At 69.7% G+C, this 24,285-nt stretch carries 21 protein-coding genes; 8 read left to right on the top strand and 13 right to left on the bottom strand.

Annotation, left to right across the window (positions count from 1 at the left end):
* Positions 1-135: 135 nt before the first annotated feature.
* Entirely contained in the window at positions 136-345 is a 210-nt protein-coding gene (locus tag ACLBXO_RS02330) for a hypothetical protein (RefSeq protein WP_447684381.1), read from the top strand.
* Positions 346-583: 238 nt separating this feature from the next.
* Here the strand turns inward: ACLBXO_RS02330 and ACLBXO_RS02325 are convergent, their stop codons facing one another.
* Positions 584-1,216 (bottom strand): tyrosine-type recombinase/integrase, encoded by a 633-nt coding sequence (locus ACLBXO_RS02325; protein ID WP_447684380.1) that lies wholly within the window; start codon positions 1,214-1,216, stop codon positions 584-586.
* A 115-nt stretch (positions 1,217-1,331) separates the two neighbouring features.
* Entirely contained in the window at positions 1,332-1,628 is a 297-nt protein-coding gene (locus ACLBXO_RS02320; RefSeq protein WP_447684379.1) for a DUF6894 family protein, read from the bottom strand.
* A gap of 309 nt (positions 1,629-1,937) precedes the next feature.
* Here ACLBXO_RS02320 and ACLBXO_RS02315 point away from each other — a divergent pair, with 309 nt between their 5' ends.
* Positions 1,938-3,110: a zinc-dependent alcohol dehydrogenase gene (locus ACLBXO_RS02315; RefSeq protein WP_447684378.1), complete on the top strand. Its 1,173-nt coding sequence runs from the start codon at positions 1,938-1,940 to the stop codon at positions 3,108-3,110.
* A gap of 72 nt (positions 3,111-3,182) precedes the next feature.
* A complete protein-coding gene (locus tag ACLBXO_RS02310) occupies positions 3,183-3,788 on the top strand; it encodes a cyclase dehydrase (RefSeq protein ID WP_447684377.1) in 606 nt (201 codons plus the stop codon).
* A 257-nt stretch (positions 3,789-4,045) separates the two neighbouring features.
* On the opposite strand, the gene ACLBXO_RS02305 is transcribed toward ACLBXO_RS02310, so the two are convergent.
* From ACLBXO_RS02305 to ACLBXO_RS02280, 6 genes are all read right to left on the bottom strand, one after another.
* Positions 4,046-4,714, bottom strand: coding sequence for a class I SAM-dependent methyltransferase (locus ACLBXO_RS02305; protein ID WP_447684376.1), 669 nt, complete (start codon positions 4,712-4,714; stop codon positions 4,046-4,048).
* A gap of 66 nt (positions 4,715-4,780) precedes the next feature.
* Positions 4,781-5,839, bottom strand: a complete 1,059-nt coding sequence (locus tag ACLBXO_RS02300; protein ID WP_447684375.1) for a glycosyltransferase — start codon at positions 5,837-5,839, stop codon at positions 4,781-4,783.
* Complete coding sequence (locus tag ACLBXO_RS02295; protein WP_447684374.1) at positions 5,836-6,777, bottom strand: glycosyltransferase family 2 protein; 942 nt, start codon at positions 6,775-6,777, stop codon at positions 5,836-5,838. Before ACLBXO_RS02295 ends, ACLBXO_RS02300 begins: the two co-directional genes overlap by 4 nt.
* Before the next feature lie 41 nt (positions 6,778-6,818).
* Positions 6,819-7,982 (bottom strand): glycosyltransferase, encoded by a 1,164-nt coding sequence (locus ACLBXO_RS02290; protein WP_331317348.1) that lies wholly within the window; start codon positions 7,980-7,982, stop codon positions 6,819-6,821.
* Between the two features lie 22 nt (positions 7,983-8,004).
* Positions 8,005-8,889: a glycosyltransferase family 2 protein gene (locus tag ACLBXO_RS02285; protein WP_447684373.1), complete on the bottom strand. Its 885-nt coding sequence runs from the start codon at positions 8,887-8,889 to the stop codon at positions 8,005-8,007.
* A complete protein-coding gene (locus tag ACLBXO_RS02280; RefSeq protein WP_447684372.1) occupies positions 8,879-10,930 on the bottom strand; it encodes an HAD-IIB family hydrolase in 2,052 nt (683 codons plus the stop codon). The genes ACLBXO_RS02285 and ACLBXO_RS02280 overlap by 11 nt, the downstream gene beginning before the upstream one ends.
* A gap of 93 nt (positions 10,931-11,023) precedes the next feature.
* Here ACLBXO_RS02280 and ACLBXO_RS02275 point away from each other — a divergent pair, with 93 nt between their 5' ends.
* Positions 11,024-12,061, top strand: coding sequence for a glycosyltransferase family 4 protein (locus tag ACLBXO_RS02275; RefSeq protein ID WP_447684408.1), 1,038 nt, complete (start codon positions 11,024-11,026; stop codon positions 12,059-12,061).
* A complete protein-coding gene (locus ACLBXO_RS02270; protein WP_447684371.1) occupies positions 12,061-13,245 on the top strand; it encodes a glycosyltransferase family 4 protein in 1,185 nt (394 codons plus the stop codon). The genes ACLBXO_RS02275 and ACLBXO_RS02270 overlap by 1 nt, the downstream gene beginning before the upstream one ends.
* Positions 13,246-13,442: 197 nt before the next feature.
* On the opposite strand, the gene ACLBXO_RS02265 is transcribed toward ACLBXO_RS02270, so the two are convergent.
* Complete coding sequence (locus ACLBXO_RS02265; RefSeq protein ID WP_447684370.1) at positions 13,443-14,426, bottom strand: hypothetical protein; 984 nt, start codon at positions 14,424-14,426, stop codon at positions 13,443-13,445.
* Between the two features lie 90 nt (positions 14,427-14,516).
* Between ACLBXO_RS02265 and ACLBXO_RS02260 the strand changes: the two genes are divergently transcribed.
* Positions 14,517-15,161, top strand: coding sequence for a hypothetical protein (locus tag ACLBXO_RS02260; protein ID WP_331317358.1), 645 nt, complete (start codon positions 14,517-14,519; stop codon positions 15,159-15,161).
* A 4-nt stretch (positions 15,162-15,165) separates the two neighbouring features.
* Positions 15,166-15,810, top strand: a complete 645-nt coding sequence (locus tag ACLBXO_RS02255; RefSeq protein ID WP_447684369.1) for a hypothetical protein — start codon at positions 15,166-15,168, stop codon at positions 15,808-15,810.
* A gap of 302 nt (positions 15,811-16,112) precedes the next feature.
* Here ACLBXO_RS02255 and fghA read toward each other — a convergent pair whose 3' ends face one another.
* From fghA to ACLBXO_RS02240, 3 genes are all read right to left on the bottom strand, one after another.
* Positions 16,113-16,946: an S-formylglutathione hydrolase gene (gene fghA / locus ACLBXO_RS02250; RefSeq protein ID WP_447684368.1), complete on the bottom strand. Its 834-nt coding sequence runs from the start codon at positions 16,944-16,946 to the stop codon at positions 16,113-16,115.
* Positions 16,947-17,122: 176 nt separating this feature from the next.
* Positions 17,123-18,259 carry an S-(hydroxymethyl)glutathione dehydrogenase/class III alcohol dehydrogenase gene (locus ACLBXO_RS02245; protein ID WP_331317362.1) on the bottom strand — a complete coding sequence of 379 codons (1,137 nt, stop codon included), beginning with the start codon at positions 18,257-18,259 and terminating at the stop codon, positions 17,123-17,125.
* Between the two features lie 341 nt (positions 18,260-18,600).
* On the bottom strand, positions 18,601-19,284 hold the full coding sequence (locus ACLBXO_RS02240) for a response regulator (protein WP_447684367.1): 684 nt from the start codon (positions 19,282-19,284) through the stop codon (positions 18,601-18,603).
* A 183-nt stretch (positions 19,285-19,467) separates the two neighbouring features.
* Between ACLBXO_RS02240 and ACLBXO_RS02235 the strand changes: the two genes are divergently transcribed.
* The gene (locus ACLBXO_RS02235) at positions 19,468-23,382 is read left to right on the top strand and encodes a CHASE domain-containing protein (protein WP_447684366.1); all 3,915 of its coding nucleotides are present in this window, start codon (positions 19,468-19,470) and stop codon (positions 23,380-23,382) included.
* Between the two features lie 476 nt (positions 23,383-23,858).
* Here ACLBXO_RS02235 and ACLBXO_RS02230 read toward each other — a convergent pair whose 3' ends face one another.
* Complete coding sequence (locus tag ACLBXO_RS02230; RefSeq protein ID WP_447684365.1) at positions 23,859-24,251, bottom strand: response regulator; 393 nt, start codon at positions 24,249-24,251, stop codon at positions 23,859-23,861.
* Positions 24,252-24,285: the final 34 nt, after the last annotated feature.

Genomic DNA, 24,285 nt, shown 5'->3' with positions numbered 1-24,285 from the left:
GCTGCAAGTGGCTGACCTATGCGATGACACCGGAGGAGCGGATGTCGGCCGTGCAACCGTCACGCTGACCGAAGGCCTTGGCTTACCTCCGAGCAGCGGTGGGATGTTCCTCGGCGACACAGGTTCCTGCTCGCCTTGGAGGCGCAGAAGGTCAGCTTGTTGCGGCTGGTGCGGATCGCCTGGAGGCGCGCCGAGGCCCAGGCCGAGAGGGTCTCGGTGGTCGGCGAGAAGGTTGTGGCCGCGATGGAGGCCGCCGACACTCTTATAGGGGGTGGCAGCCACAGTGCCGTCATCGCGCGTTACCAGGAACTCGTCGCGGACAACACCCATGGCTTGACGACCTGAGCCGATCCCAGGGACGACGACCGTGAACCCCGCCCTCAGCCCAGCTTGCTGGCGTAGCGGCCATCGTCCCGCGGATCAAGGTAGTGGTTGTAGAAGACCAGCACGCACATCTTATGCTTGGCGTCCTCGGCCATGTCCGCTTCTGGGCTGACTGATAGCGTCCTAATGGCAGGAACGGGCGCTTTGCTGGCGGTCTGGTTTCGAAACCCCTCGACACAAGGGCCGAGGGGCCGAACACTCAGATTTCAGTCCCTTCGGCCAGGGTCAGAGCATCTTCGACGTCAACTCCGAGGTATCTGACCGTACTTTCGATCTTGGTATGGCCGAGCAGAATCTGGACAGCACGCAGGTTGCCGGTCCGCTTGTAGATCAACGAAGCCTTCGTGCGACGCAGGGAATGAGTTCCGTAGTCTTCGCTTCGCAGCCCGATGCCCGTGACCCACTCATCAACCAGGCGCGCATACTGACGAGTGCTGATGTGCGTGACGCCGTCGAGCCTGCTGGGAAAGGCATAGTCGTCGAGCGTTCCGCCCCTGGCCTCCAGCCACGCCAGGATGCTGGTGCGGGCAGGTTCGAGCAACTCGAACTGCACCGGCCGACCAGTCTTGCGCTGGATGACGATGGCCCGGCTACGGACGCGACTACCGCTGACGAGATCGCCGATCTTGAGCTTGACGATGTCGCAACCGCGCAGCTTGCTGTCAATGGCGAGATCAAACATCGCCCGATCGCGCGTGCGGCGTTCGCGATCGAGCCAGAACCGGATTGCCCAGACCTGCTGAGGTTTGAGGGCTCGTTTGGCGCCAAGCTTGCGGCCGGCGTTCCAGGCCGGCCGCCCTTTCGTGGCCGGATCGTGTGCTGAGTGTCCCATCGTCGATCTCCTCGCCGGCCCATGCCGACAAGGCGAGAAGAGACCCGAACCGAAGCTTCGGAGAGGGGGCATATGCGGACGTTCCGCTTGCGACCCATGTCGGACGCTCAGGGGGCTATTCTGAACTCCCGAAAGCGGACGCGTGAGATTTCGGCCAGCGCTTCGCATCAAGAGCCGAGGCCCACTGGTCGGTGATTGTGATGTTGATCTGAGCACTCATCACCCGCTGCCCGCTCTCGTCGCGTGCGCTCGCGGCGAACTGATTGACGCCACGCTCTTCGCGTTCGTCGCGTAGGATTTTTGTCAAGGCAGTGCGGAGCAAACAACGAAGCGCTGCCCTGTCCGGGAGAACAGTCCCTTTGTCGTCGAACGTATCCACGTGATCGAACGTGTCGCTGAAGTAGAGAGGCACTGACGCCTCCCCGATCGAATGCCTCTCTCGAACCCAACCGAGGTTATGAGGGATAATTCGCTTCACTCGTAGGGATCCGATCAGTAATTTGCTCACCAGACGATTTTGCCAAATCTGGTCGCTATCGATCTGTATGACGCTAGAAATCCACCGGTGAATCCCACAATAGACAAGGTTGCGCCCTGAGGCGTACGCCTATTGCTCGAATTTTTTTGAGTGCGGCGGGAAACTTTTCTATCACAATCGCCTTTCGGACAAGTAGATCTGAGATCGGGGGACGAGAAACTTATACATGTTAGGAGATGTTCCATGAGGGCGCTGGTTTGGCACGGCACTGAGGACATCCGCTGCGACACGGTCCCGGACCCTAAGATCGAGAATGATCGCGACGCGATCATCAAGGTCACCGCCTGCGCGATCTGCGGTTCGGACCTGCATCTCTACGACCACTTCATGCCTGGCATGGAGAAGGGCGACGTGATGGGCCACGAGTTCATGGGCGAAGTCGTTGAGACCGGCAAAGGCGTCGACGGCGCCCTCAAGAAAGGTGAGCGCATCGTCGTGCCGTTCACGATCATCTGTGGCGAGTGCGACCAGTGTAAGCGCGGCTACTTCTCCGTCTGCGAACGCTCCAACCGCAACAAGCATATCGCCGACAAAGCCTTCGGGCACACCACCGCGGGACTGTTCGGGTACACCCACCTCACCGGCGGCTACCAAGGCGGTCAGGCTGAGTATGTCCGCGTGCCGTTTGCCGACAAGACGCACATCAAGGTGCCGGAGAACCTGAGCGACGAGCAGGTTCTGTTCCTCGGTGACATCTTCCCCACCGGCTGGCAGGCTGCCGTACAGGCCGATATCCAGCCGACCGATACGGTCGCGATCTGGGGCGCTGGTCCCGTCGGCCAGATGACGCTGCGCTCCGCGCTGCTGCTCGGGGCGAAGCAGGTGGTCTGCATCGACAGCGTGCCCGAGCGCCTGGAGATGGCGCGCGCCGGCGGTGCGATCACCATCGACAACAGTCAGGAAAGCACGGTCGAGCGGCTCGACGAACTCACGGGCGGCAAGGGCCCGGAGAAATGCATCGATGCCGTTGGTATGGAGGCACATTCCCCCCGCGCGCTCGAACACGCCTACGACCGCGTCAAGCAGGCGGTGATGCTGGAGAGCGACCGTGCTTCGGTGCTGCGCGAGATGATCTACGTCTGCCGTCCCGCCGGCATCCTCTCGATCCCGGGCGTCTATGGCGGGCTCATCGACAAGGTGCCGATGGGAGCCCTGATGAACAAGGGACTGACCATCCGCACGGGGCAGACCCACGTGAACCGATGGACGGACGACCTCGTCAAGCGCATCGACGATGGTCAGATCGATCCCTCCTTCGTCATCACCCACCGGGCCAAGCTCGAACAAGGGCCCGAGATGTACAGGACGTTCCGCGACAAGAAAGACAACTGCATCAAGGTGGTGCTCAGACCCTGAGCAGTTCTGCGGCCCGTCGAGCCACGGCGGGCCTGTTCACTTCGCTCTCCCTGCTGCAGCGAGGAAGTCAGCATGTCCGAGGCTACGTCTCAACGCCGCCGGAGCGGCGCTCCTGATCGTTCTGAGTTCCCGAGCTATCTCGTTTCAGACCCCCGCCGGAGGCCAGATCCGGCAACCCGGGAACTCGCACAAGGCTTAGGTTGGTTCTCGATCGGCCTTGGGTTGACCGAAGTGACGTGTGGGGATGCTATCGCTCGCTGGCTCGGGATGCCACGCTCGGCTCCAGTGATCCGAGCCTACGGCGTGCGCGAACTCCTGCAGGGGGTCGGGATTTTGGGTGCAAGCGATCCGACCCCGTGGATCTCGGCCCGCGTGGCCGGAGACGCGCTCGATATCGCCACGGTGCTGCCCGGGCTTGAGGGCACCAACCCGCGCAAGGACAACGTGTTGATCGCTCTTCTGGCTCTGGCCGGCGTTACGGCGGTCGACGTGATCTGTGCACGGAGCCTCTCGGAAGCCCCCCTCGCTCCGTCTGAGAAGGTTCGACGCGATTACCGCCGCCGCAGCGGCTTCCGCCAGAGTGTCCAAGCGATGCGCGGCGCGGCACGCGACTTCGAACCGCCTCCTGACATCATCGGCCCAGAAGCGATGCGTCCTTGGACGCTCGCTAACGCTTGAGGCCGACAAGGTAACTTGCTGTCGGTCAGAAGGGATCCCTGCCGGTATGACCTCTTCGATGTATTCCCGTCCGGAAGCGGACCGGCAGCACTCCACCCCGAGCCGCAAGGCCGATCGCGACCCGACGCAATCGTTCACGCAGGGCCGCGCGGCGAAGAAGCGGGTATGAATTTAGCAGAGGAGGCTAGAGAACGCGTCGGATTCGGCGACTGCTGCGGTCGGGCCGGCCGGCCCGCCGACAAAGCTGGCCGCTCGCCCTAGCCCGGCTTGATGAGCTTGCACTTGCCCTGCATGGACCACGGCCCTCGAACACCGGCCTCGAGGCAGAACGCGTCGACCGCCCGGGTTACCCCCGGGAAGCGTCCCCCGAGGCGATCGTAATCGTCCGCGATCAGGAGGCCTCCGGGTCGGAGGAGCGGCCACCAGGCGCGCAGGTCCGCCGCGACGGACGCCTCCTCGTGACCGGCGTCGAGATGGAGGACGTCGGCGGTGACACCGCGCAACCGCAGGAGTTCGGCCGCATTCACCGAGTCGAGCGGCAGCGGCAGGAGGCGGTCGGTCATGCCTGCCCGCACCACGTTGGCCAGGAAGGTCCGGTAGAGGCTCGGGTAGCCATGCTCGGTGGCGAGTTCGGCGAAGAGCGCCTCGTCCGCCCAGTGATCGACCGCCCCGAGCCACGTGTCGACCGCGATCACGGTGCCGGCGACCTCGTGCTCCGCCATGGTCCGCGCGAGGAACAGGGCGCTGGCCCCCTTCCAGGTGCCGACCTCGATGACCACGCGGGGGCGGAGTTCGGTCACCGCCTCCTCGAGGTAGGGATGAACGCTGCGCCAGCCCTGAAGGTCGCGGGGGCGTAGGTCCGCCGGGGGATCCGCGAAGGGGTCGCGGCCATGCCACAACGTGGCGATCAGATCCTGTCGGGTCATGTCACGGCTCTCACGCGGACAATTCGGAATACGCGCGGGCGGCGCGTGCCTTTCGCAACGGCGCGGTCATCCGCCGGCACGGGCCTCGGCGTAGAGCGCCTCGCAGCGATCGAGCCAGCGGGCGCGGGTGAACAGGCGCCGGACGCGCTCGTGCGGGACTTGCCGCGGGATCGCGACTGCCTCGCCGATGGCGCGGGCGAGATCGGCCTCGTCCCCCGGCGCGGCCAGGGATCCGGCCTCGCCGACCACCTCCGCGACGGCGCCGCGGTCGAACCCGGCGACTGGCAGGCCGCAGGCCATCGCTTCGATCGCCGCCAGCCCGAACGGCTCGTCCCAGCACGGCGTGGTCAGAAACACGGAGGCGCGGCCGACCTCTGCGGCCAGAGCCGCACCGCTGAGCTGACCGCCGAAGCGGATCGATCCGCCGAGGAGCGGCGCGACCTGCGCGCTCCAGTAATCGGGCTCCTCGATCGGGCCGAACAGGGTCAGCGGGAGACCGGCACGGCGCGCCGCCGCGACGGCGTGGTGTGCGCCCTTGACTGCCGCGAGGCGTGCGCACCAGACGGCGCTCCCATCGCCGCGCGGCCGGTAGGGCCAAGCGGCGGGATCGATACCGTTGTGGAGCACCGATGCCCCAGGGGGCGCGCCCTCCGGCCACCACGCGTCCAGCTGCGCCCGTGATGTCGCGGTGATCCGGTGGTGCGGAGCCGTGCTCGCGTGCACGAACCAGCGCAGGGCGTCGTAGGGCGGCACGTGCAGCGAGGTGACGGTCGGGACCGCGGCCACGCGGCGCGGCTCCAGAGGCAGGCGGCTCAGGCTGTTGTTGTGCAGCACATCGAAGCCCCCGCCGGCGATCCGGTCGCAGGCGGCGGCGTAGCCGTCATCGAGATGGGCCTTCAGGCGCGCATCGCCCCGATGCTCCATGCCGGCGTGGCTCCGCTCGTGATGGATCGGGATCACGGGATCCAGGGCGAAGCGCCGCTCGCTGTCGCCTGAGGCGAACAGCGCGACCTCGTGCCCGCGGGCAGTGAGGCCGTCCGCGAGGTTCCACGTATAGGCTTCGAGGCCCCCCGCGAACGGCGGGGCAATCGGGTGGCGCAGATGGGCGAGGAGCGCGATCCTCATGCCGTCACCGGCGACGGCGCGGGGGACTCGGCTCCGGCCTCGTTGCGGGCCTCGATGGCGCGGATCACCGAGGCGGAGTTGGTGTAGGGCTGGTGGCCGAGCTGGCCGGTGAGTGCGAGATCGGCGGCGTCGGGCCGGCGCAGGATGCGGATCGGCCGGTCGGGCGTGTCGTCGATCAGGCCCATCACCTTGAAGGCGTAGAGCCAGTGGCCCATGGTGCGGTATCCCCATTTGGCCTCGAACAGCTCGGCGTTGCGCACCACGCTGTCGAGGTGATGGACCGGGGGCATGTGGTGCGGATGGTACTGGTGATAGGCGCGCGCGCCCTTCATCCAGGCGATCGGGATGCCGCTCCAGTCGAGGAGCTTGCCGAAGTCGGTATCCTCGCCGCCGTAGCCCGTGTAGCGCTCGTCGAAGCCGCCGGTCGCCAGGAAGGTCTCGCGCCGGATCGCGAAGTTGAGCGACCAGAAGCAGCGGTAATCGTGGCAGATCTCGATGCCTGACACCGGAGGGCCGCGGCGGTCGGAATGCTTCTCCGCCACGGCGTCGAGGTCGCCGTAGTCCCAGACGCCGGCCGTGGCGCATTCGGGCAGGTGCAGGACCTCGCCCATCAGCAGGCCGTCGAGTTCGGAGAGCCCCCGCGCATAGTCGGCGACGAGTTCGGGCGCCGGTATGCAGTCGACATCGAGGAAGACCACGACGTCACCGTCCGCCGCCGCCACACCGCGGTTGCGCGCGGCCGCCAGCGGCAGTTCGCGGCCCGGAACGAGGATCTGACGCACGGGGAAGCCGACGTCGGGCAGGTCGTAGGGCGTGTCCTGCATGACCGCGACGATGAAGGCGGCGGGGGCCTGCGTCTGGCGCTCCAGGCCGCGCAGCACGTTGCGCAGATGGGCCGGTCGCCCCTTCGCGAGGGTGACGACGGTGACGGAGGACATGCGGGGCTCGGGCTCCGGTCGCGGCGGGAAAAGGCTGGTGCTCATGCGGCCGCGACGTCCTGGAGCGCCGGCGGCTCAGAGGCGGGGCCGAGCTCGGCGTCGGACGGTCCGAGATCCCAGAGCGCGTCGGTCAGCCCTTCGAGCCATCCCGCGGCGCGTGCGGCGGCGTCGGGGGCATAGAGGCCGCGCAGAGCGGTTCCGTCGAGGGCGCGGGCGCGGGTGAGGAGGTCGCGCCAGCCCTGGAGATCCCCGGGCCAGACAGGCGCCTGCACGGCGGCGCCGAGGCGGACCAGAGCCTCGGCCTTGCGCGTCTGCTCGGCGAAGTAGCGCCATTCCGGCATCACGATCAGGCGCCCGCCGACCCTGGCGACCTCGTGGACCGTGTTGTCGCCCGCCGAGGCGATCACGAGGTCGGCAGCGGCGAGATGATCGGTGACCGAGGCTACCCAGCCGAGCTCGCGCAGGTTGGAGAAGTCGGTCTCGTGGCCCTCGCGGTGGGTCGGTCCGAGGGTGAGCCACAGGGCATCGGGTTCGGCGCGGGCCGCGACCGTGAGCGGCGCGTAGGGCGTGCCGCTGCCGCCGCCGCCGGTCACCGCCACGATGATCTCGCGCGCAGGGTCGAGGCCCAGCCTGGCGCGCGCCTCCGCGCGCTCCGGCACCCGGTCGACGCTGGTGCAGAGGCCGCCGCTGTAGAAGGTCTTGGCGCGCAGATACGCCGGGTAATCGTCCTGCTCCAGGCGGGCGTCGAAGGGCGCGAGCATCCCGACGCAGGCCTCGTAGGCGCCGACATGGCCGATATCGGAGCGGTCGCCGTGCATGCGGATCTGCACGGCGGGCACGCTGGCGATGCGCGCCAGCAGCGCGATCTCCGCCGAGACGTCGACCACGAACAGCCCGACCGCGCGCGCGTCGAGATGGTCGAGGATGGCCCGCATGGTCCGGCGCATCGCGTCGAGACCCAGGGGGACGCAGTGCATCACCCGGGGCGTCGGCTCGGCGTAGAGCCGCGCGGTCGGGACCGTCGCGCCGATCATGTTCGGCAGCGCCACGATCTCGATGTCGCGATGGAAGCCGTCGAACAGGCGCGGATCCGCGGTCAGGACCGAGACCGGCCGGTCGCGTGCGAATTCGGCAGCCAGTGCCATCGTGCGGTTGGCATGGCCGCGGCCCTGGTGATGGACGAAGAACGCGATCGGTTTCTTCATGGCGGTCGGTTCGGGCTCGATCTCAGGAGAACAGGGCGTCGGGCCGCAGGGCTGCGGCGATCTCGGGCCCGGTCGGCGGGCGGATCAGGCGGATCGCCGGGGCGTCGCTGTCCCAGTCGATCAGCCCGGCCGCGCGGAACTGATCCAGCCAGTAGGTCATGCACCAGCGCCCGTGCCGCGCGCGGAAGCGCGCCGCGTTGGCGAGGATCGGCGCGAAATGCTGCAGCGGCGGCACGTGGACCGGATGGTGCTGGTGGTAGGCGCGCGCGCCCGCGACCCAGTAGGTCGGCAGCCCGGAGGCGGCGAGCCGGGCGGCGAGGTCCGTCTCCTCGCCGCCGTAGCCCACGAACGCCTCGTCCATCCCGCCGGCCGCGCGCCAGCACGCCGCCGGCAGCGCGAAGGAGAGGCCCCAGAGCTGGCCGGCATCGGGCTCGAGACGCAGGCCTGTTTCGGGCGACGCGGGCCGGGCCGGGTGGATCTGGCCGAGGCGGTCGAGCGCCGCCGGATCGGGATCGATCGTGGCCGCGCCTGGCGGCAGGTAGAGAACCTCGCCGAGGAACAGTCCCCGCGTCGTCCGGGCGGCCTGCGCGTAGGCCGCGACCAGTCCCGGCGCCGGGATGCAATCCACGTCGAGGAAGACGAGGAGATCCGCCGCAGCCGCCTCGGCTGCCCGGTTGCGCGCAGCAGCGAGCGGCATCGGCTCGCCCGGCACGTGGAGGTGCCGGATCGAGCAGCCCGGATCGGGGAGGTCAGGCTCCGGATGCGGCTGCATCCAGGCGATGATCAGTTCGCGCGGCGGCCGGGTCTGGCGTGCGAGGCCGCCCATGAGGTTGCGCAGGCGATCCGCCCGGCCGCGGACGAGGGTCAGGACGCTCGGGGCAAGCTCCCGGCCCGGATCAGCCGACATCGGCCAGCATCCGGCGGAAATGCGAGACCCCCTCGATGATGCCCCGGGCATGGGTCCGACGGGCCACGTAGGTGTGCTTGAGAGCGGCGTTGCTCGCCAGGTCGTCGGAGTAGTTGGCGACGATGATGGCCTGAACCCGGGCGCCGAGCATCTCGATGTCGTTCCCGGAATCGCCGGCGACGAACACGGCGTGCTCCGGCAACCCGTAGAGGGCCCGGACGTGATCGACGGCGGTGCCCTTGGAGGCCGCCTCCGGCAGGACGTCGAGGTAGCGGCCGTGGCTGTGGATCACGCGTGCGGCGACCCCGGCCTGTGCCAGACGCAAACGGACCTGTCGTGCGGCAGCCGCGTCGCCGAAATAGCTGAGCTTCAGAGCGCGCTGCTCGAGGGCGCCCTGGTTGTGGAGCCCGCCCATCCCGTCGAGCGTCGCCTGCACCGCGGCCCGGTCCCAGCCGGCCTCGATGACACGCCGCCACGCGGCGTCTGCCGTGTAGGTCACGCCGTTGACGTCGAGGTGATAGATCTCGGACCCGACCGAGGTGATCATCACCTGGGGCCGGGGGCTCGCCTGCTGCTCGAGCACCGCCATGGCGCTGTGGAAGGACCGGCCGGTCGCGACTCCGAAGGCCAGCCCGGCCTGCCGGCTGCGCCAGCGCCGGAAGATGCCGAGCGCCGCATCGCAGCCGACCAGCGTGTTGTCGATGTCGCAGACGAGGAGCTGCCGCTGCGCCGGTGCGGGCGGTTCCGCGGCGAGCAGCGCGCGCAGCAGGACGTGGTAACGGGCGGCGTGCCGGTCCCAGTCGTAGGCCGCCGCCGCCCGGGAGCCGCCGGCCACGCATCGGGCGTAGAGGGCCGGATCGCCCAGGATCCGCAGGCAGGCTTCGGCGATCGCCTTAGGCGCGCGGGGATCGACCAGTAGCCCGTTGCCGCAGGTCTCGACGATGTCGTTAGGGCCGCCGCTGTCGGTGGCGACCAAGGGCAGGCCGGCGGCCGAGGCTTCCAGCAGCGTGAGGCCGAAGGGCTCGTTCAGGGCCGGGTTGACGAACAGGCCGCCCCGCACCCTGGCATGGGCGTAGATCGCCGGTACATCCTCAGGACGGTGGGTCTTCGGATAGGCGACGCGCCCGTAGAGGTCGTAGCGGTCGATCAACACGAGGAGGTCGCGCATCGTCGCGGCCATGTCGCCGTCGAGGGTGTCGATATCGTCCCGCGTGCCGGCGACGATCACGAGGTTGGCGCAGGCCTGGAGCGCCCGGTTCTCCCCGTAGGCGCGCACCAGCGCCGCGAGGTTCTTGCGCGCGACCGGCCGGGCGAGCGCCAGGATCGTCGGCTTGGCCGGATCGCAGAGGAAGCGGTCGATCGCGGCGTCGACCTGAGGATGCGGGCGGGCGGCGGCGAACCGGGCGAGATCGCTGCCCGGGGGCAGGACGCGGACGCGGCCGGGATCATAGGCGGCGTAACCGGCATACTGCACCTCGGCCTCGTCGCGCGATGAGGCGATGACGAGCTGGGCCCGCGCCAGGGCCCTCTCTTCGGCGGCGATCCGGTGGGAGAGGTCGGAGCCTCCGGAGGGCACGTCCAGCATTCGCGCCTTCACGCGTCCGAGGGAATGGGCGGTGAATACGAAGGGAATGCCGAGGCGGTCCTCGACCAGGGCCGCCACCGTCGCGGCATCGGCGTAGTGCGCGTGGATGAGGTCCGGCGCCCGCTCCTGCGCGGCGATCCAGGCGATGAGGTTCTCGGCGAAGCATGCAACTTCGGCGTGCATCTCCTCCTTGGCACAGTAATCCGGGGATGCGCTCGCGAGCCGCACGAGCGTGACCTTGTCGGCGATCGGCTCTTCGGGCACGGCGTAGGCGGTGCCGAGGGGACCGCGGAACAGGCGCGTAGCCACCACGATCCGCGCGAGATCGCGATCCTGCGCGGAGGCCGAGACCAGATCGAGCAGGTAGCGGATGTGGCCGCCGGTATCGGCGGTCAGCCCGTAGACGACCCCGTCGCCGCGCAGGCAGCCCTGCAGGGCGATGTGCAGGACGAACATCAGGCGCCGGCTGCGGCTTTTTGGCGGCCCCTTGGACTTAACTTATGTAAAGCGCTCGCCGCGCACCGGCTTAACATATGTAAAGGGGTGTCCGTGCTTCGCGTTGCCCAGGTCGCGCCCAACATCTTTCCAATTCCCCCAGAGAACCACGGCGGCACAGAGCGGGTTGTGCACGATCTCAGCACGGCGCTGCGAAGCTTGGGCATCGAACTAACATTGTTTGGTCCGTCGGACAGTGCGACAGACTTGCCGCGGATCGGCGATTACCCGAGTCTCGCGGCGCTGGAGCGGCAGCACGGACGCGTCGCGCCCGGGGTGCCGGCCGCCCTGGACGCCCTCCAGCTGGAGGCGCTGCGCCTGCGGCTCGACGAGTTCGACATCGTTCATTGCCACGGCGAATTCGCGCACGCGGCACTGCTGGGGACACGTCGGCGACGCAGCCTGACCACCATCCACTGGCGGGTCGACCAGCTCGATCGGGCCTTGTTCTTCCAGGGTTTCCCGGACCTGCCCGTGGCCGCGATCTCCGCGGCGCAGGCGGCGGGCATCCCGGCCGCGAACCGGGTGGGCGTCGTCCATCACGGCATCGACCGGGCGCGCTACGCCTTCCGGGCCGTGCCGAACGATCATGTCGCCTTCGTGGGCCGCTTGACCGATCAGAAGCGGCCCGACGTGGCGATCCGTGTCGCCCGCGCGGCAGGCTTGCCGATCCGGCTCGGCGGCACGGTCGATGTCGGCAACCCGGACTATTTCGAGGCCCGGGTGCGGCCCCTGCTGGCCGCCGACGCGACCTATCTCGGACCCGTCGACGATGGTCAGAAGGGCGACCTGTTGGGCGGCGCCCGGGCGCTCCTGTTCCCGATCGACTGGCCCGAACCCTTCGGCCTCGTGATGATCGAGGCCATGGCCTGCGGGACGCCGGTGGTCGCGTGGGACCGCGGCTCGGTTCCCGAGATCGTCCAGGACGGGGTGACGGGCTTCATCGTGTCCACCGAGGCCGAGGCCGTCTCGGCGCTGGCCCGGATCGGGCAACTCGACCGTGCCGGCATCCGCCGCCGGTTCGAGGAACGGTTCACCGCCGAGCGCATGGCGCGCGACTACCTCGCGCTCTACCACCGCCTCCTCAGCTGATGCGCACGGCCCTCCTGGCCTGGGACTACCCGCCGTCGCCGAGCGGGCTCTCGACGGCGGCCCGCGAGATCGCCGAGAGCCTCGCCGAAGCGGGGGCGGAGGTCACGGTCTTCACCCTGGACCGGACGGGCGGCGCGCGGGCCGGCGGCGTCGCGCTCGTCGGCCTCGCCCTGCCGTTCGGAAGCGCCCTGGCACGCCTGCGCCTCTGGGGTTCGGCGGGGCATCTCGCCGCGCCGCTCGCCTTCCGGCGCGCCGTGCTCGCCGCGCACCGCGACCGGCCTTTCGACCTCGTCGAGGCCACGAACTGGTACGCACCCGCCGCGCTGCTCGCCGGCCGCCGCGATCTGCCGGTGGTGACGCGCAGCTCGACGCCGGCCGCTTTCACCCGCGGCCCGGCCGAATCCGTGCGGAATCGCCTGGACGGATGGAGCGCCGACCGCCTGGAGCGGCGGCAGGCCCGGGAAAGCGCGGGTCTCATCGCCAACACCGCCGCGCACGCGGCGGTGATCGCCCGGGCATACGGACTCGACGGGCGACAGCCCGCCGCGGTGATCGGACTGAGCCTCAAGCCCGAGATCGCGGTGGCTTCCCGCAACGCTCCGTATCCGGAGGCGGCCGAGCCGGTGCGCCTTCTCTTCGTCGGGCGGTCGGAGGCGCGAAAGGGTTTCGACGTGCTCCTCGCCGCCGTCGCGATCCTCGGCGCGGAGCGGGCGCGGGGGACCCTGCCGTGCTTCGAACTCGACCTCGTCGGCGTCCTGCCGGACGATCTCCCGGCTGAGCTGCCCGAGACCGTCCGCCGGCACATCCGCGCCCGCGGCCGGATCGACGGCGACGCGCTGTCGGCGGCCTACGCCGCGGCCCACGCGGTGCTGGCGCCCTCTCGCTACGAGAGCTTCGGCCTCGTCTACCAGGAGGCCCTGGCCTACGGCCGCCCGGTCGTCGCCTGCGCGGAGGATGCGAGCGCCCGCGCTTTCGTGGGCGCCCCCGGCGCCGGCCCCCTGGCCTCGACCGCCACCGGGCCGGCCCTGGCCGAGGCCCTGCGTCCGCTCCTCACCGATCCGGATCTCCGCCTCGCGTATCGCGCCCGCGCCCTCGCGGCGGCCGGCCGCTTCGACCGGACACGCCTCGGGCGCGAGACCCTGGCGCTCTACGAACGGGCGCTCTCGGCGGCGCGGGGCGGCTGACCGCGCCGCCGCGGCTCGGGCGGGTCGCCCGCGATGTCGGGCGTCCCGGCCCCGTTATTCCAACAACTTCGCTCCCCGATGGCGGCGCTGCCGTCCGTGCGAGCGCAGACCGGCAACCCCGGGCGCAACGACGCCATCGATATCACGCGGCCTTCCGGGTCACGGCTCGTCATCGAGACCCTCGACGCGGAGCCGGATCAGTCGGCATAGGGGCGCAGCAGCGCGACCGCCTCCTCCGGACGACCCCGGCCGGGATCGAGGGCCTCGTAGCGCCGTGACCGGGCCTGGACATGGGCCAGACTCAGGCGATGCTCGATGAGCCCGTGCAGGGTGATGAAGCTCGACGGCCATCCGCCGTCAGGGACAGGCCGCTCGTGGACGCGCCCGACGTAGCGCAGGCTCGTCCGGTTCAGCCGGTACTGGACATCCGGGAAGACGTCCGAGAGCACCCCGTCGACCCGGTTGGCCCGGCCGAGCCCGATCGAGACCACGCCCTGCGCGTCGGCAAGGGCCGCCAGGGCGGCCAGCAGCAGGCCGGTTTCCGGGCCGAGCGCCTCGTCGGAATCGAGCTGGAGCATCCAGGCGTGACGGGCAAGGGCCTGGAGGGTGTTGCGCTGCGCGGCGAAATCCCCGTCCAGGGGCCGGGCCGCCACGCGCACCGCTCCCTCGCCGAAGCCGGCCACCGGCACCGGCACGGCGGCCATTTCCGGCCCGTCGATCAGGATCGCGACGTCGTCCGCCCAGCCGGCATGGATCGTCAGCGCCGCCAGGACGTCGTTCCGGTCCGCGGGGCGGCAGAGGAGACCCAGCGAGACCGGGCTTCCGCCCGAAGATCCGAGCGCGAACATCGCCGCCCGGGCCGCCCGGGTGCCGTGGGGGTGCCGGAGTTCCGCGTGGCCAGCCGCGTCGAGGGGACGCGTGCCACGTCCATGCCGGGTTGCGGCACTGCGCAGGGTGTAGAGATCGAGGCCGTAGGCCGCTTCCGGATCCGACACGAAGACGGGTGCGGACAGGCTTCTGGCGAGATGGGCTCGGCACGTCTGCGCATCCGCCTCGGTCTCGAGGAGGAGCCCGCAGGAGCCGCAGGCCAGCGGGAAAGCGCGGCGCTGCCCGCCCGGATAGATCAGGTGCCGTTCGCTCGGGCCGAGCATGTCGGCCGCGCAGACGATACATCGGCGCATGGCTTCACCCCCACGGGCCCGCTCCGCGGAGGACTGGCTGAGCGGGCCCGGCGCCTTACCTCCGTCGTTCCGCGAGAACCCCTGCCGCACGTGCCTCCCGCCGTCGACCCCCTCACCGCCGGATCCGCCGGCCTGCCCGTCGGCGGGTCCCTGGCGATCGTCGGCAACGCCCCCGGGATCCGCGCGGCCGGACCGGTGATCGACGCGGCGGATTGGGTGGTACGGTTCAACAACGCTGCGGGCTTCGGCTCCGGGACCGGACGCCGCGTCACGCATCTCGCCTTGGTGAACCGCGGCGGACAGACGCGGGAGTGGTTGGCGGACCGGCACTTCCTGGATCGCCCGGTCGTCCGCGGGGCGCAGGCCTTCATCCTGCCCTTCCCGATCCTGCCGGCGGCGCACAACCTGCCCGATCCGGTCTGCTGGACCCGTGAGATGCTGGCGCTGCTGCAACCACTGGGCCGCCCGATCCACATCCTGCCCGAGGCCCTGCACGCCCTGGCACGTGACAGGCTCGCAGCCTGGACGTCGGAGGCGCCGAACCCGAGCACCGGCTTCCTCGTGACCTTGGCGCTGCTGCTCGGCCGCCCGGCCTTCGCCCCGGCGGCGCAGGCCCACGGGTTCGGCTTCGCGGGCTGGCCTGGCCATCCCTGGGCCGCCGAGCGCGCGTGGTTCGCCGAGGCCGAGGCAGCCGGGTGCATCCGTGTGCATCCGCCATCCCCGACAGAGCGATGACGTCATGACCACCCTGATCACCGTCCTGAAGGGCGGCGGGCGCTACGACGCGACGTGGGTTGACCGGCTCGCGGGCGGCATCCGCCGCCATGCCCCGGCTTTCCAGCGGATCCTCTGCCTCACGGACCTGCCGGTGGCCATCCGGGGCGTCGAGACCGTCCCGCTGCGGCACGCTTGGCCCACCTGGTGGGCCAAGATGGAGGCGTTCCGGCCCGGTCTCAGCACGGGGCCGACACTTCTGTGCGATCTCGATACGGTGCTGACCGGCCCGGCCGATGCCTTGGCGGAGCCGGGCCTCGCCGCGATGGAGGACTACTTCCACACGGGGCGCCTCTCCAGCGCGCTGCTGCGCTGGTCCGGGGACGAACTCGCGTCGCTCTACACGACGTTTGCGGCCGACCCCGATCACTGGATGAGTCCGGGCTCCTGCGGTCCGGTGCCGAACGCCGTGCACGGCGATCAGGTCGTCATCGACCATCTCCTGCGCCGAAGCGGCCGGCGACCCGACTTCATTCAGCGCCTCCATCCCGGGCTGCTCGATTTCTACGATCACCGGCGCGACAGGCACGGCCCCGTCGTGATCTTCATCGGCGCGTCGAAACCGGACACGGCCACGGGAGCCGTTCACGCTGCGTGGACGCGCAGCTGACCGAGGGGCCTCGGAAGCCGATCTTCGTCTGAGGATGTCCGCACGCTCGGCGGCTACAGCCCCGAACGGGCAGCCAGCTCTCGGCCAGATCCTGCCGACGATTCAACGTTCCGCGTTTCAGTCTGACGATTCGAAGAGCGCGCGCTGGAAGAGCGGACGAGCCCCACCGACCAGTCTCGGGCATACGGGGTGTCGCCAGGGCTTCCCGAAGGTGGTCGGATCGCTCCCCACCCGCAGGCGCCCTGGACGGCTTCGTGCACCCCGCTGTCGGGCGGCCTCGCTGCCCGAGGGTGCTGACGAGATCACTTCAGGCGCGCGGCGGCCCAGGCGATATGGTCGGCCATGAAGGTGGAGATGAAGAAGTAGGAATGGTCGTAGCCCTCGCGCATGTTGAGGGTGAGCGCGATGCCGGCCTTCTTGCAGGCCTCATCCAGCAGCCACGGGCGCAGGCCGTCCTGCAGGAAGCTGTCGGCGGTGCCCTGATCCACCAGGAATTCGGGGAAGCGCTTGCCGTCCTCGATCAGCGCGGTGGCGTCGTGGGCGCGCCAGGCAGCCGGATCCGAACCGAGGTACTTCTCGAAGGCGGGCTTCGACCAGCCGGCCGTGGAGGGCTGGGCGATCGGCGCGAAGGCGGAGCAGGACTTGAAGCGCTCGGGGTAGGTGAGCGCGATGGTGAGCGCCCCGTGGCCGCCCATGGAATGGCCGAAGATGCCCTGCCGGGTCATGTCGGCCGGGAATTCCTCTGCGATGAGCGCCGGCAGCTCTTCCGTGATGTAACTCCACATCCGGTAGTTTTTGTCATAGGGCGCCTGCGTGGCATCCAGGTAGAAGCCGGCGCCGAAGCCGAATTGCCAATTGCCCTCCTCGTCCGGGATGCCGGGGCCGCGCGGGCTGGTATCGGGGGCCACGATGATCACGCCGTGCGCGGCGGCGGCCGCGCGGTACTCGCCCTTGTCCATGACGTTGGCGTGCGTGCAGGTGAGGCCGGACAGGTACCACAGGACCGGGACCGGGCCGTTCGCGGCCTGGGGCGGCACGAACACCGCGAAGGTCATCGGGCACGCGGTCGTCCGCGCATCGTGCTTGTAGACGCCCTGCGTGCCGCCATGGGCGCGGGCCTGCGAGATGGTTTCCATCGGCTGTGATCTCCTGCGGGTGGGCTGAGACGATCGTCTGGGGAAGTCGTGGCTCTCCTCCTCCTTGCGGGGAAGAGTTGGAGGAGGGGGGCTCGGCCAGCCGCAGCTGGCCGAGGGTCACGCGACCGACCCCCACCCCCCGGATCCTTCCCCGCACGGGGAAGGGATGGTAATTGTCAATAGACGACCACAGACCGGATCGACTTTCCCTCGTGCATGAGGTCGAAGCCGTGGTTGATGTCTTCCAGCGGCATGGTGTGGGTGATCAGATCATCGATGTTGATCTTGCCCTCCATGTACCAGTCGACGATCTTCGGCACGTCCGTGCGGCCACGGGCGCCGCCGAAGGCCGAGCCCTTCCAGACACGGCCGGTGACCAGCTGGAACGGACGGGTCGAGATCTCACGGCCGGCCTCGGCCACCCCGATGACAATCGACTCGCCCCAGCCGCGATGGCAGCACTCGAGCGCCTGGCGCATCACGTGGACATTGCCGGTGCAGTCGAACGAGAAGTCGGCGCCGCCGCCGGTGAGATCGACGATCGCCTGGACCACCTTGTCGGTGCCGACCTCGTTCGGGTTGATGAAGTGGGTCATGCCGAACTTGCGGGCCATGGCCTGCTTCTCCGGATTGATGTCGACGCCGATGATCTTGTCGGCACCGACCATCCGGGCGGCCTGGAGCACGTTGAGGCCGATGCCGCCGAGACCGAAGACCACCACGTTGGCGCCGGGCCAGACCTTGGCGGTGTAGATCACCGCGCCGATGCCGGTGGTCACGCCGCAGCCGATGTAGCAGATCTTGTCGAAGGGGGCGTCTTCGCGGATCTTGGCCAGCGCGATGGCGGGCAGGACCGTGAAGTTCGAGAAGGTCGAGCATCCCATGTAGTGAAACACGGTGTTCGATCCGGAGGGGCTGCCGCCGGTGGACACGCAGGAGAAGCGGCTCGTGCCGTCCGGCATCACGCCCTGGCCCTGAGTCGCGCGGATCGCGGTGCACAGGTTGGTGCGCTGGGACAGGCATGACTTACAGTTGCGGCATTCCGGCGTGTAGAGCGGAATGACGTGGTCGCCGGGCTTCAGCGTGGTGACGCCGGCACCGACCTCGCGAACGATGCCCGCGCCCTCATGGCCGAGGATCGCCGGGAACTTGCCCTCGGAATCGAGGCCCGAGAGGGTGTAGGCATCGGTGTGGCAGATGCCGGTGGCCATCAGCTCGACGAGAACCTCGCCGGCTTTGGGGCCCTCGATGTCGATGGTCTCGATCGTGAGAGGCTTCTTAGCCTCCCACGCGACCGCGGCGCGCGTCTTCATCACGTGTTCCTGTTGTCTGAATGATCACGGACGGCGCCGAACTGCCGACTCTTCGGCACACCTCACTCGAGGGCTGCGCACCGAACGGTCCGATGATCTGGCGCGTGTGTGATGCTTCTCGTGCCGGGATGCAACGTCCGCGTCCGCGTTTCCATCAGGGCGACCCCGTCCCGGCAGGTCCGGGAAATGGGTCGCCCCAGCGCCGTCCGCGTCGAGCGCGAACTTCAGCCCATGGATCGCCGCCCCCTCGGGACCCGGACCACGGCGCTCGATCGTCTTTCCACTGCCCTGGTGGGAAGCCGGTGCCGATGGCGCGTCGGCCTTCATTCGGGCCGGTCGGCTTACGGTTGTGCCGGCGTCCAGGCCATCTTCGCGCCGCCCCATGCCGCCGCCGCCGCCCGGTTGGGGACGCCGAGCGTTCGGAGGAGGGCCGCCACGTGGATCTTCACGGTGCCCTCTCCGAGTGAGAGGGCCCGCGCGATCTCCTTGTTCGACAGCCCGGTCCCGATCAGGTCGAGTACCTGCCTCTGCCTCGGGGTCAGCCCGGCGGTCGGATCGCGGGCGGCTTCCCGCCACGCGGCCGGGTCCGGCCTCGACAGACCGTCAGCGCCGCTCACCTTAGTGACGAAGGGCGGCACGTAAACCAGCCCTTCGAACACCATCCGAAGGGCTTTGACGAGAGCCTCGACCGAGGTCCCCTTCTCCACGAAGCCGTGCACGCCGGCCCGCAGGGCGAGCAGGACGTCGTCGCGGTCGGTCGATCCGGAGACCACGATGACGAGCACGTCCGGGTGGCATTCGCGGACGGCGGCGAGGCTGGCCGCGCTCTGCATGCCGGGCATCGAGAGATCGAATAGGGCGACGCGAACATCCGTCCGCTCGGAGAGCGCCTCGAGCGCGCCGTCGAGGCAACCGGCCTGATGCACCTCGGAGAACCCGAGCGAACCCGTGAGGATGCTGGCGAGGGCGATGCGGAAGAACGGGTCGTCATCAGCGACGACGGCGTTGCCTGCGATGCTGCCCATCCCTGTCCGGTTCCCGCCGCGATAGCCCAGGTGGCCTATCCTGGTCGCGAGATACGCCCATCAGGCCTACTGGTCCCCGCGGCATGGCGCCCGTAACGTCATCGTGTTCGTCCAGCGCGCTGCGCGAGCCAGATGCGGGCGGACACAAGCGGCGCAGCCGCGACCTTCGGGGGGAGGTCGGCGATGTCATCGAACAGGACGGGTTCGCGCGTGCCCGAGGTCGTCTCCGGCCCGGGGAGTCTCTCATTCCTCGGCCGGTCGGCCCGGATTCCGGCTCCCCACGTCGCGGCGCTGACGCTGGCCGTCCTCGGCGTCCTGGTCGCGCTCGGAGCCGCCCGGTGGACGCAGGCCTGGAACGCCCGGGTCGCCTCGGAACGGATCCAGGCCGCCGCCTCCCGCGTCGCCTCCCTGATCGAGCGGCGCGTCGCCCGCTACGAGTACGGGGTCCGCGGGGCCCGCGGCGCCATCGTCGCGACCATCCGAACCGGCGCGAGCCGGGAGGATTTCCGCCGCTATGCCGCGACACGCGACATCGCCAAGGAATTTCCGGGCGCGCGCGGTTTCGGTTTCGTCAGGCGGGTTCCCGCCGCCAAGGAGGCCGCCTACACCTCCGCGGCGCGGACGGACGGAGCGCCTGACTTCCGCGTCCAGCAACTCGCGCCGCACGACGGCGAGCGCTGGGTCATCGAGTTCATCGAGCCGCATGCGCTCAATCGCGAGGCCATCGGACTCGACATCGCGTCGGAGCCGCATCGGCGCGGCGCCGCCCTCCGCGCCATGGAGACGGGGCTCGCGACACTGACGGCGCCCATCACCCTCGTGCAGGCGACCGGGATGAGGGAACGGGGTTTCCTGCTGTTCCTGCCGGTGCTCCGCCCGGAGGTGCCCGCCGCTACGCCCGACGAGCGGCGTGCGGCGACGATGGGGTGGACCTATGCGGCCCTCGTCATCGACGAGGTGCTGGCAGGACTCGACATCGCACCCGACGAACTCGACATCGCCATCAAGGACGTCTCCCCCGACGCGAGCGTCCGTTTCTACGCCGACAGCAGCGGAGAAACCGGGCCGACGGCTCAACCGGCGGCGACGCAGCAGTTCTCCGTCTACGGGCGCACCTGGGAGGTCGACGTCGCCGCGCGGCCGGCCTTCGTGGCGGGGCTGCACCTGGTCTCGCCGGTGAGCATGGCTGCCCGCCTCCTCGTCGGGACGCTGCTTCTGTCCGGGCTCGTCCACCTGCGCCTCGCCGGCCGGCGCCGCGATGTGCTCGCGGCCCTCGAGAAGGCCCGCCTCGCCGCCATCGTCGAGAACGCGGACGACGCCATCGTCGGCGAGACCATCGATGGCGTCGTCACGGATTGGAACCCCGCGGCGGAGCGCCTCTTCGGCCACTGCGCCGCCGATGCGGTCGGCAGGCGGGCAACCGACCTCTTCGTGCCAGCCCATCTCCGCGACGAGGAGCGCGAGGCGCTCGCCTGCGTGGAACGCGGGGAGGCCGTGCCGGCATTCCGGACGCTCCGGATGCGGAAGGACGGTTGCGTGTTCCCGGCCCTGGTCACGGTCTCGCCCATCCGTACCCCCGACGGGTCCGTCGCCGGCATTTCCGCAGTGACGCGGGATGTCTCCGAGCAGGCGGCCGCCGAGGAGCGCATCCAGGCGGCTAACGCGTCCCTCGAAGTTCAAGTGGCCGAGAGGACCGCCGCGTTCCACGCGGGGTCGGCGCTGCAGAGGGCTATCCTCAACCACGCGGGATACGCCGTCATCGCTACGGACATGCGGGGCACCATCACCCTGTTCAACCCGGCCGCCGAGCGCCTGCTCGGCTACGGCGCCGACGAGATGGTCGGCCGTACGTCGCCCGCCGTTTTCCACGATGTCGCCGAGGTCACCGACCGAGCCCGTGTCCTGTCGCTGGACCTTGGTCGGCCCATCGAGCCGGGCTTCGAGGTCTTCGTCGCCAAGGCGCGGAGCGGGCAGCCCGACCCTCGGGAATGGACGTACGTGACGAAAGGTGGCGCGCGTCGGCCTGTGCTGCTCAACGTCAGCCTGCTCCTGGCGGAGGACGGTCGGGAACTCGGCTTCCTCGGCATCGCCATGGACTTGAGCGAGCGTCGCCGCCACGCCGCCGAGATGCAGGCGGCGCAGGCCGGCACCTGGAGTTACGACGTCGGGACCGGCCGGGCACTGTTCTCCGCCGAGTGCGCACGCCAACACGGGCTCCCGGCCGACGATGTCGAGCTCGACGTCGAGCGCGAGTGGAAGCCCCTGGCCCATCCCGACGACGTCGGGCACGTCCTCGCCGACCTCGCGCGGGCGGTGGAGACCGGCGGGGGCTACACCACCGAGTTCCGGGTGCCCCTGGCGGAGGGCGGGACGCGGTGGATCACCGCCATCGGCAGGGTCGAGGCCGACGCTTCGGGAACGATCGTCCGCGTGATCGGGCTCACCCTCGACATCACCGCGCGGAAAGAGGCGGAGATCGCGCTCGCGGAGGCGAAGGCCACGGCTGAGCGGGCTCGCGCCGAGGCCGAGCGGGCGAACCAGGCGAAGACGGACTTCCTGGCCTCGATGAGCCACGAGGTCCGCACGCCGTTGAACGCCGTCATCGGGTTCACTGACCTGATGCTGGCGTCCGGCCGGCTCGACGCCGTCGCCCGACGGCAGGCCGAGATGGTCCGCTCCTCCGGCGCGGCACTGCTCACGGTCGTCAACGACATCCTCGACTTCTCCAAGGTGGAAGCCGGCGCGGTCGAGCTCGTCGAGCGGCCCTTCCCGCTGGCCTCCCTCGCCGAGGACAGCGCGGCCATGGTCCGCGCGCTCGCCGACGCCAAGGGGCTTGAGGTCCGCACGCACATCGACGACGGCCTGCCTGGCTGGGTCTTGGGCGACGGCAACCGCCTGCGTCAGGTGCTGCTCAATCTGCTCAACAATGCGGTGAAGTTTACCGAGGCGGGCTCCGTCACCCTCAGCGTCGCCCCGGAGCGGGGCGTCATGGCCGACGATCGCGTGCGTTTCTCCGTCGTCGACACCGGGATCGGCATCCCCGCCGACAAGCAACACCGGCTGTTCCAGCGTTTCAGCCAAGTCGATGGCTCCATTCACCGGGACTACGGCGGGACCGGCCTCGGCCTCGCCATCTGCAAGCGCCTGATCGAGCTCATGGCCGGCGAGATCGGGTTCTCTTCGGTCGACGGTGCCGGCTCGACCTTCTGGTTCACCCTTCGCCTGCCGCGGGCGGCGGAGCCGCGGCCGCAGGCGTCGCAGCCGCTCGCACCAAGCCGCTGCCGCCCCGGTCGCCTGCTCCTCGTCGACGATTCCGAGATCAACCGGGAGGTGGCGCAGGCCGTCCTTCGAGACGCCGGCCACAGCGTCGAGACGGCCGGCGATGGTGAGGCTGCCGTGCGCGCCGTGCGGGAAAGGGCTTTCGATCTCGTCCTGATGGACGTCCAGATGCCCGGCATGGACGGCATGACGGCCACGCGGCTGATCCGCGGGCTGCCCGGACCCGAGGCTCGCCTGCCCGTCATCGCTATGACGGCGAACGTCCTACCCGAGCAGGTTGCCGCCTTCAGGGAGGCCGGGATGGACGATCATGTCGGCAAGCCCTTCGACCGCGATGGGCTCCACGCCGCCTTGGAGCGCTGGCTGCCGCACGGCCCGCGCTCGAAGGAAGAGACTCCCGTCGGGTCCGCGGCCCCACCCGACGAAGGGGGCATGCCGTTCGACGAGGCTGCCTATCGCGAGGTCCTCAAATACCTTCCGCCGCCCCGCAACCGCGAGATCCTGCGCATCCTTGTGAACGAACTCGACGCCGCCTTCCTCGGCAGCGTGGACGGCGAGGCCGACCGCGCCCTGCTCCGGCGCCGCGGGCACTCGCTGGCCTCGGCGGCCGGCATGATCGGCTTCCGGGATCTCGCGGCCGCCTGCCGCGAGCTCGAGGGCTTTGACGAGCGCCGGGTCGCTGCGGAGGGGCCGGACGCTTTCGCCACCGTCCTCGGCAAGGTCCGTCTGACCGCCGGCCGATCGGCGAGGATTGCCGAGCGCCTGATGGAGGCTGTCCCGGACGGATTTGGCCTCGAGCGCGCGTGCGGGCGCGGCTGACGACGGGCCTGAGACCTGGAAGAGCAGGCGCAAGAAGGTCGTGCCCCCGGCCCGGTAGAGACGGTGGACGCCGGCCTGTTCGGTGCTGGCCTGCGATGTCTGCTTCCCTGCAGCCCGAGCTGCGAAGCGGATCAGAAGTCATCGGCCGAGGTCTGCCGAACGACGCGCGTCCGGTTTCCAGGCTCGACGCCCGTAACCGGAACGGCACGAATCCATCGATCTGACGCGCTCTGAGGGCCGTCGGCCCCGGCGGGAGACGGCCGGAAGCCGTCTGTCCGCTTCGGAAGAGGTCTGCTGGAACAGCGGACGGCCTCCTAACCATCCGGCCCAGCCATCCGGACCGAAATCGGCGCTTCTCCCGAGCGGCCCTTCGCTGACACCGCGGCACCCTCGGCTCGGGACGGGGCGCAGGCGTTAAGCGACCCGTTCTCACGCAGGCGCGTCGCCGTCGGAGGGTGACGCAGTCGCGATGAACCTCATCGAACCGCCTCAGCAGAGGCGGTGAGCTTCACGACCGCGCTTACCAGCTCCGCCTCAAGATACGGTTTCTCCAGCCTCGGCCGGTCGGCGTAGGCCCCCTCTTGTGAAGCCCGGACGTCGCCGGTCGCGAACAGATGAGGGACGCCGAGGGCACCGAGCCGGTCCGCGATCGGGAGCGCCGTGCCTCGGTCGCCGAGGTTGAGGTCAAGAACCGCAGCGTCGATGGTGCTGTCCTCGATGAGATCGAGGGCCCGCTCTACGCTCGGTACAGGTCCAGCAACTTCGGCTCCGGCGCGCTGCAGCCAGCGCTTCATCTCCGAAGCGATGAGATACTCGTCCTCGACGACGAGGATACGTCGACCATCGAGCGGTCGGGCCGGGGCGGACATGGGCGACCTCTTGCAGTGATCAGCGATCGTGAGG

The organism is Methylobacterium sp. C33D, assembly GCF_053345825.1.
This window is presented reverse-complemented; position numbering and strand designations above follow the sequence as displayed.